At 71.3% G+C, this 6,681-nt stretch carries 6 protein-coding genes; 2 read left to right on the top strand and 4 right to left on the bottom strand.

The window, feature by feature from the left end; genetic code table 11:
* Window positions 1-30: 30 nt before the first annotated feature.
* On the top strand, window positions 31-393 hold the full coding sequence (locus ACH65_RS15640) for a PadR family transcriptional regulator (protein WP_049623549.1): 363 nt from the start codon (window positions 31-33) through the stop codon (window positions 391-393).
* Window positions 393-1,316: a sensor domain-containing protein gene (locus tag ACH65_RS15645; protein WP_049623550.1), complete on the top strand. Its 924-nt coding sequence runs from the start codon at window positions 393-395 to the stop codon at window positions 1,314-1,316. The genes ACH65_RS15640 and ACH65_RS15645 overlap by 1 nt, the downstream gene beginning before the upstream one ends.
* 164 nt (window positions 1,317-1,480) lie before the next feature.
* Here ACH65_RS15645 and ACH65_RS15650 read toward each other — a convergent pair whose 3' ends face one another.
* The 4 genes from ACH65_RS15650 to ACH65_RS15665 form a co-directional block, all read right to left on the bottom strand.
* On the bottom strand, window positions 1,481-2,635 hold the full coding sequence (locus ACH65_RS15650; protein ID WP_161805619.1) for a glycosyltransferase family 9 protein: 1,155 nt from the start codon (window positions 2,633-2,635) through the stop codon (window positions 1,481-1,483).
* Between the two features lie 664 nt (window positions 2,636-3,299).
* Window positions 3,300-3,686 (bottom strand): hypothetical protein, encoded by a 387-nt coding sequence (locus ACH65_RS15655; RefSeq protein ID WP_082190360.1) that lies wholly within the window; start codon window positions 3,684-3,686, stop codon window positions 3,300-3,302.
* Window positions 3,687-3,814: 128 nt separating this feature from the next.
* Entirely contained in the window at window positions 3,815-5,389 is a 1,575-nt protein-coding gene (locus ACH65_RS15660; protein WP_049623559.1) for a DUF1800 domain-containing protein, read from the bottom strand.
* Between the two features lie 5 nt (window positions 5,390-5,394).
* On the bottom strand, window positions 5,395-6,603 hold the full coding sequence (locus tag ACH65_RS15665; RefSeq protein WP_049623552.1) for a DUF1501 domain-containing protein: 1,209 nt from the start codon (window positions 6,601-6,603) through the stop codon (window positions 5,395-5,397).
* Window positions 6,604-6,681 lie beyond the last annotated feature (78 nt).

Consider the following 6,681-nt stretch of genomic DNA (forward strand, 5'->3'; position numbering starts at 1 on the left):
GCCTATACAGATGGCAGTGCAGGCCAGCGCGTGGACGAGCTCGATGCCCAGCTGAAGAAATTCCAGAAGGAGCTGTCGGCCGGCACCGTGTCGCTGGTGCTGCTGGCGGTGCTCGGGCAGGCGCGGCAGCCGATGTACGGCTACCAGATCGCCAAGCGGCTGGAGGCGGAGGGGGAGGGCGCGCTGGCGGGCAAGCAGAGCGCGCTGTATCCGGTGCTGCGCAACCTGGAGGGCGCGGGCCTGCTGGCCAGCGAGGTGGAGCCCTCGGTGAGCGGCCCGCCGCGCCGCTACTACCGCATCACCAGGGCGGGCCGCGAGGCGCTGCGCGCATGGCGCGCGGCCTGGGCAGCCACCCGCGATTCCGTCGACAAGGTTCTCAGAGGAGGGGTGTGATGGACACGCCACGCACGATTGCCCAATACCTGGAGCAGCTGCGCACCGCGCTGCGCGGGGCCGACCCCGCACTGGTGCAGGACGCGCTCTACGACGCGGAGGAACACCTGCGCGCCGAGCTTGCCGAACAGCCCGGTCGCAGCGAGGCCGAGATGCTGGCCCGCGTGGTGGGCAGCTACGGCGCGCCGGAAGAGGTGGCGGACATCTACCGCGACCAGGAGATCAAGATCCAGCGCGCGCTGCGCCCGCCGCCGCCGCCCAGGCGCCATTCCGCGCTGGGCCGCTTCTTCGGCGTGGCGGCCGACGCCCACACCTGGGGCGCGCTGTTCTACATGCTGTTCGGGCTCGGCACCGGCATCGTCTACTTCACCTGGGTGGTGGCCGGGCTCAGCCTGTCGGCGGGCTTGTCGGTGCTGATCGTCGGCATTCCCTTCATCGTGCTGTTCTTCGCCACGGTGCGCGCGCTGTCGCTGCTGGAGGGGCGGCTGGTGGAGGCGATGCTCGGCGTGCGCATGCCGCGGCGGCCGCCGTATCCGGCGAAGAGCCTGCCGCTGCTCAAGCGCATCGGGGCGATGTTCACCGACGCGCGCACCTGGACCACGCTGCTCTACATGCTGCTGATGCTGCCGCTGGGCGTGGCGTACTTCAGCATCGCGGTGACCCTGCTCGCCACGTCGCTCGGCCTGATCGGCCTGCCCGTGGTGGTGGCGCTGCACGGCGCCGGCCTGGGGGATGCCTTCGTGGGCGGCACGTTCCTGGTCAATTGGGGCACGGGATCGCATGAGCCGGGTTGGATCGAGGCGATCGCATCGTGCCTGCTCGGCATCGCGCTGCTGTTCGCCACGCTGCACCTGGTGCGGGGCCTGGGCAAGCTGCACGGCCTGTTCGCCAAGCACCTGCTGGTGCGCAGCGCGGCGGTGTGAGGCGCGGTGAAGGCATGCGGCGTGGTCCGCCGTGGGGCGTCGAGGCGCGGACGCATCCCGAGGTCTTCCAGGCGCTCCGCTCGCCGCGTTGCGCCGCCTTCGTCCACGCCGCGCTCCTTGATCGTCACGCGTTGCGCGACGCCGGCAATGCGGCGTCGCGGTTTTCAGCGGAGGCGGCCGGTCGGTCGGGTGCCGGCGGTGAGCCGGGTGGTGTCCGGGGCCGGGTCCGTGCGTTGCGCGGGGCTGTGCAGCGCGTGCAGGGCCGCCTCGGCCACGGCTTGTGCCGAGCGGTCGTCGGCGTCGATCGCGACGTTGCCGTCGCCGTAGGGCCCGTAGCGCTGGCTGTCGGTGACCTTGAAGGCGCCGACGGTGGTGGCGCCGGAGGCGCAGGCGAGGTGCATCACGCCGCAGTCCGCGCTCACCACGCAGTCCATGGCCGCCATCACGCCGGCCATGGCGCGCACCGAGGTGGAGAAGTAGGCCGGAAAGCGGTCGCCAAAGCGGGAGACGCCGTCGGCCGGCACCATCTCGACGAAGCGCGCCGCGGGCAGGGCCGCGGCCAGGTACTCGATGAGCGCCGTCCACCATGCCGGGCCGTAGGCCTTGGCGCCGGTGGCGGTGCCGTAGAGGCCGATCACCGGGCCGTCCGGACTTTCGGGGGCGAACAGGTGCCGCAGGCGTTCCTGGCCCTGGCAGCGCTCGGCCCCCGACAGGCGGATGTCCAGGCGCGGGAAACGGCCCTCGACGCCCTCGCCGCGCGCCGCGCGCAGCAGGTACACCGCCTGCTGCGCCATGTGCTGCGGATGCCCGGGCGCGGCGATGCCGCAGGTCAGACGTCCATACGTCCGCGCGCCGACGAAGCCGAGCTTGTGGTTCGCCCTGGCGAAGAGCAGCAGCAGGCGGCTGCTGCCGGAACCCTTGCTGGGGTCGATCGCCAGGTCGTAGCGGCTGCGGCGAAGGTATCGCAGCAACCCGAACAGGCGCGGCAGGTGGCGCACCACCTTGGCCGGCAGCGCGAAGACATGGCGCACGGATTCGAATCCGCGGAAAACGTCCGCCGCGGCCGGGCCCGCGGTGAGGATGTCGATCTCGGCGCCGGGGTAGGCGCGCTCCAGCTCGTCCACCAGCGGCGTCAGCAGCAGCGTGTTGCCGAGCCGGTGGTTCGGGCGGATCAGCAGGATGCGATGGATGCCGGCGCCGGGCAGGCGCTCCGATTCGGCGCCGCCGCGGAAGAGGGCGGCGAACAGATTCGACAACCAGCGCCGGCGCACCCGTTCGATGGCGCGCCGCCAGTGCCTGGACCCAGCATTCAACCGCATGACCTGACCTTTGAGTCGCGTGCCGATGCGGCCTCCGCAATCGCCGCGCCGGAACGGTGGCGCCGGCATCCATGCCGGCGAGACGGATGACGCGCCGAGCCGCCCTGCCGCCCGGGCTCGGCGGCGAGGCGCCGGCACGGTCGCCAACGCATGGCTAAGCCCTGCGACACGCTAGGGCTCGACCCATAAACCACCCTTCGCCAAAGCATGAAGAAATCTTCATTAACTCGATGTCGGCGGGTGGGAAGGTTTCGAGGGCGGTCGGGTTCGGGGTGGTGCGGGGCGGCGCAGAGAGCCGCGGAGAGCTGCGGAGAGCTGCGGAGAGCTGCGGGGACTTCGCGCTACCGCTCGGTGTGCCGTCGCTGGATGCCAACCTGCGCCGGCATGACGGGGCTTCGGCAGGGCGGGCCCCACGGGCGCCTTCATGACCTCACCCTTCCAGGCTGGAATCCTTCTCCCTCCGGGAGAAGGTGCCGGCAGGCGGATGAGGGTTCGCCCGGAACGCCGGACATCCACCACGCCGGTGTCCTGGTCAGGAACCTGCCAGGCGTCAGCCGGCGACGATCCCCCCGGCCACTGTCTGGCTTCGACGCCGACCAGGCGGGAGAAAGCTTCCCAAGCCTGCACGCCATCGGCGCTATGCCAAGGCACATGACGGACGTCTTTACCGCCAAGTCCCGCTCTCCTTCACCAGCACCTGGTCGCCCCGGGTGACCAGCAGCTGGCCGTCCTCGCCGACGAAGTACGTCACGCCGCGGTTGCGGAACACGTAGCCCAGGAAGCGGCAGGGCGTGACGCCGTCGGCGCAGGGGGCGTGCCGGGTGCTGCCGGCGAGGCGCAGCGACTTGCCGGTCTTCTTGCTGGTGCCGAGGTACTCGACCCGGTTGCAGGCCACCTCGCCCTCCTCGCAGTGCGGCACGATGCGGACGGTGAAGGAGGCGGTGTCCAGCGTCTGCGCGCCCTGGCCGATGGCGGCGAGCGGAAGCAGCAGCGCGGCGGCGGCGAGCAGGGGCGGCAAGCGGCGGCGTCCAGCGGTCCGGTCGGCGTTCATGGCATGCGCTCCGTGGGCAGCGCCGCCTCGGGCGGCGGCGTGGATGTCGGCCTGCGCCGTATCCTCGGAGCGCCGGCATCGCGCGGTCAAGCCGGTGTGCGCCGTGGCCGGTAGGCGGCCGTGCGGCCTCAGCGGTGGTTGAAGTCCGGCGAGGCCAGCAGGAAGGCGTTCCACTCCTGCTGCGAGCGGGCCTGGGCGAGGCCGTTGCGGGTGGCGTCGCCCAGGCCCGGTTCCACCGCCTCGTAGTAGAGCCGCGTGGTGAGCAGCGGGAAGCCGGGCAGTTGCTGCGTGGCGCCGGGGGGCGTGAAGAGCTGGTTGTTGCCGTAGCCGATGGAGCGGGCGATCTCGAAGCGCGCCTCCATCTGCCCGGAACTGGACCAGGCGGCACCGTCCAGCGGCCAGCCGTCCGGCGTGATGCGCCCGTACAGCGGCTCGCCCAGCTGGTTGAGCCAGTTCACCAGCGGCAGCGCATTGGCGATGGGCTTGCCGTCGTAGGCCAGGCGCATGGCCGAGACCACGAACTGGGTCGGGTCCTTGAACTTGGCGCCGGCGCCCGCCGTCAGTTCCTTCGATTCGAACAGCGTGCGCAGCACCTTGGCGATGTCGCCGTCGCTGCGCCGGAACGTGCGCGCCATGCGTTCCACCAGCTTCGGCGGCGGCTGGTCGGCCACGAAGTACTCGGCCAGCCGGTGCGAGACGAATTGGGCGCAGGAGGGCTGGCGCACGATCAGGTCCACCGCCTGCCTCACCTCGTCGTAGCCGCTGCCCTTGATCGGGTGGCCGAGGAAGGTCTTGTCGCCGAAGTCGTGGCGGTTGGGGTTGAACTCGAACAGCCCATCGTGCACCACCAGCGGCGCCATCTTCGGGTTGAAGCGCTCGGGCTTGCCGTCCACCGGCGCGATGCCCACGCCGGTGAGGATCAAGGCCAGCTGCTGCACGTCTTGTTGGGTGTAGCCGCCGTTCACGCCCAGCGTGTGCAGCTCCATCAGCTCGCGCGCGTAGTTCTCGTTGACGTGGCCCTTGGCGTTCTGCGCGTTGTCGAGGAACTCCAGCATGGCCGGGCTTTGCAGCGTGGCCATCACCAGGTCGCGGAACTTGCCCAGTGCGTGCGGGCGGATGGCGCGCTCGGCGTAGTCGGCTACCTCCCAGCGCACGCGGCCCTTGGGCGCGTACACGCTGAAGTGGTTGAGCCAGAACCACACCAGTTGCTCCTTGAGCTGGTTGGGCCCGTAGACGGCGTGCAGCAGCGCGGCCTGCTGCGCCTGCTGCATCAGCTGGTTGCCCTGCTTCTGCACGTCGTTGCGGGCGGCCAGCCTGGCGTCGCCGTCGGGCATGGCCTTGATGCGTGCCTGCGCGGCGGCGAAGTCGGCCAGCCGCTGCGCGGCGGAGGTGCTTTGCGCGGGATAGCCGGCGAGCAGCGCGGCGATGGCAGGCGGCAGCGCGCCGTCCACGCGGTCGTCGAGCTGCGCGGCCAGCAGGCGGCTGCGGCCGAGTTCGTGGTAGCGGGCCACCGCCGCGGCATCCAGGCCGAAGCCGTCGCGGCGCAGCCAGGCGATGTCCTCGCGCGCGAGCGGCGCGTCGCCGCGTGCGCTAGCGAGCAGGGGCAGCAGCGCCAGCGCGAGGGCGAGGCCGGCACGCCGCCGCGTGCGCGGTGCCTTTGCAGTGGGCGCTCCATGCGTACGTGCCGGCTTCCTGCATGCCATGGTGGTCACACCAGTTGCAGGTTGCGCGGCCTGGCCTGCGGGAACACCGCCTGCAACTGGCCGGCGTTCAAGTCCCACAGCCGGCCGAGCAGGCCGCCGAGCACGTCGCGGTAGTTGTTGAGCACCGGGTAGTCGCGGTTCTGCAGCAGGTTGGCCTGGGTGACGGCCACCTGCTCGCCGGCGATGCGCCCGCCGTTGACCTTGCCGCCCAGCACCCAGTGCACGGTGCCGTGGCCGTGGTCGGTGCCCTTGTCGCCGTTCTCGCGGAAGGTGCGGCCGAACTCGGAGAGCACCACCACGGTGGTGTCGTTCCAGGCGTCCCCCAGCGTCTGGGCATAGGCGGCCAGGCCCTCGCCGAGGTTGCGCAGGTTGTTGGAGAGCTGGCCGTTGGCGCCGCCCTGGTTCACGTGCGTGTCCCAGCCGCCGACGTCGACGAAGCCGAGCCGGTACTGGTCGCGCATCAGCGTGGCGATGCGGCGCGTCTCGGTGGCGAAGCTGCGCGCGCTGGGCGCGCCGCGGCTGGCGCGCATCATCTCGTCCTCCAGCCCTTGCAGGTGGCTGGAGACGGCGCGGCGCAGGGCCAGGCCGTCGGTGGCGGCGGCGGCCAGCGGCGTGCCCTGGTACATGCCGGCCAGGATCGCCGACTGGCGCTCGTCGAAGCGCGCCTTGGTGTCGCCCTTGAGCGAGATGTTGGGTACGTCGCGCGCGCTGCCCTGGAAGCTCAGCGGCAGGTTGCCGGTGAAGGCGATCGCCGGCGTGCCGGTGAGTAGGCCCGAGAGTCGCGCCATGAAGCCGGAGCGGTAGTTGGCGCCCGGCTGCTGCGGCTCGCCGCGCTCGATGTCGTCCTGTGTCTCGAAGTGGCTGCGCGAGAGATCGTCGGTGCCGGCGAAGGGGATGAAGGCCAGCTGCTTCTTCTGCCACAGCGGGTAGATCGACTCGCGCAGCACCGGGTTGAGGCCCCAGTTCGCATCGAGCGGGATGGCGCTGTTCGGATCGTTGGCGGCGGGCCGGGCGATGGCGAGCGTGGGCCGCGAGGCGTAGTAGAAATCGCTGCCGTGCGGCACCAGCAGGTTGTTGCAGTCGTAGCCGCCGCGCAGGAACACGAACAGGAAGCGCGGCGAGCCTGCCGGCGCGGCGAACAGGCGGCCGGAGAAGGAGAGCGCGGGCAGGGCGGCGGCGCTGGCGGCGGCGAGCAGGAACTGGCGACGCTTCATGGGAAATCCCTCAGCGGTAGTTGAAGTCGGGCGAGGCGAGCAGGTAGGTGTTCCACTCCGCCGGCGTGGCGGCCTTGG

Source organism: Frateuria defendens (genome assembly GCF_001182895.1).
Lineage (GTDB): Bacteria > Pseudomonadota > Gammaproteobacteria > Xanthomonadales > Rhodanobacteraceae > Frateuria_B > Frateuria_B defendens.

Bases quoted from the DNA above. Each gene is read 5' to 3' on its own strand.
- ACH65_RS15645 (WP_049623550.1), top strand. From the start codon at position 393: ATGGACACGCCACGCACGATTGCCCAATACCTGGAGCAGCTGCGCACC.
- ACH65_RS15650 (WP_161805619.1), bottom strand. From the start codon at position 2,635: ATGCGGTTGAATGCTGGGTCCAGGCACTGGCGGCGCGCCATCGAACGG.
- ACH65_RS15655 (WP_082190360.1), bottom strand. From the start codon at position 3,686: ATGAACGCCGACCGGACCGCTGGACGCCGCCGCTTGCCGCCCCTGCTC.
- ACH65_RS15660 (WP_049623559.1), bottom strand. From the start codon at position 5,389: ATGGCATGCAGGAAGCCGGCACGTACGCATGGAGCGCCCACTGCAAAG.
- ACH65_RS15665 (WP_049623552.1), bottom strand. From the start codon at position 6,603: ATGAAGCGTCGCCAGTTCCTGCTCGCCGCCGCCAGCGCCGCCGCCCTG.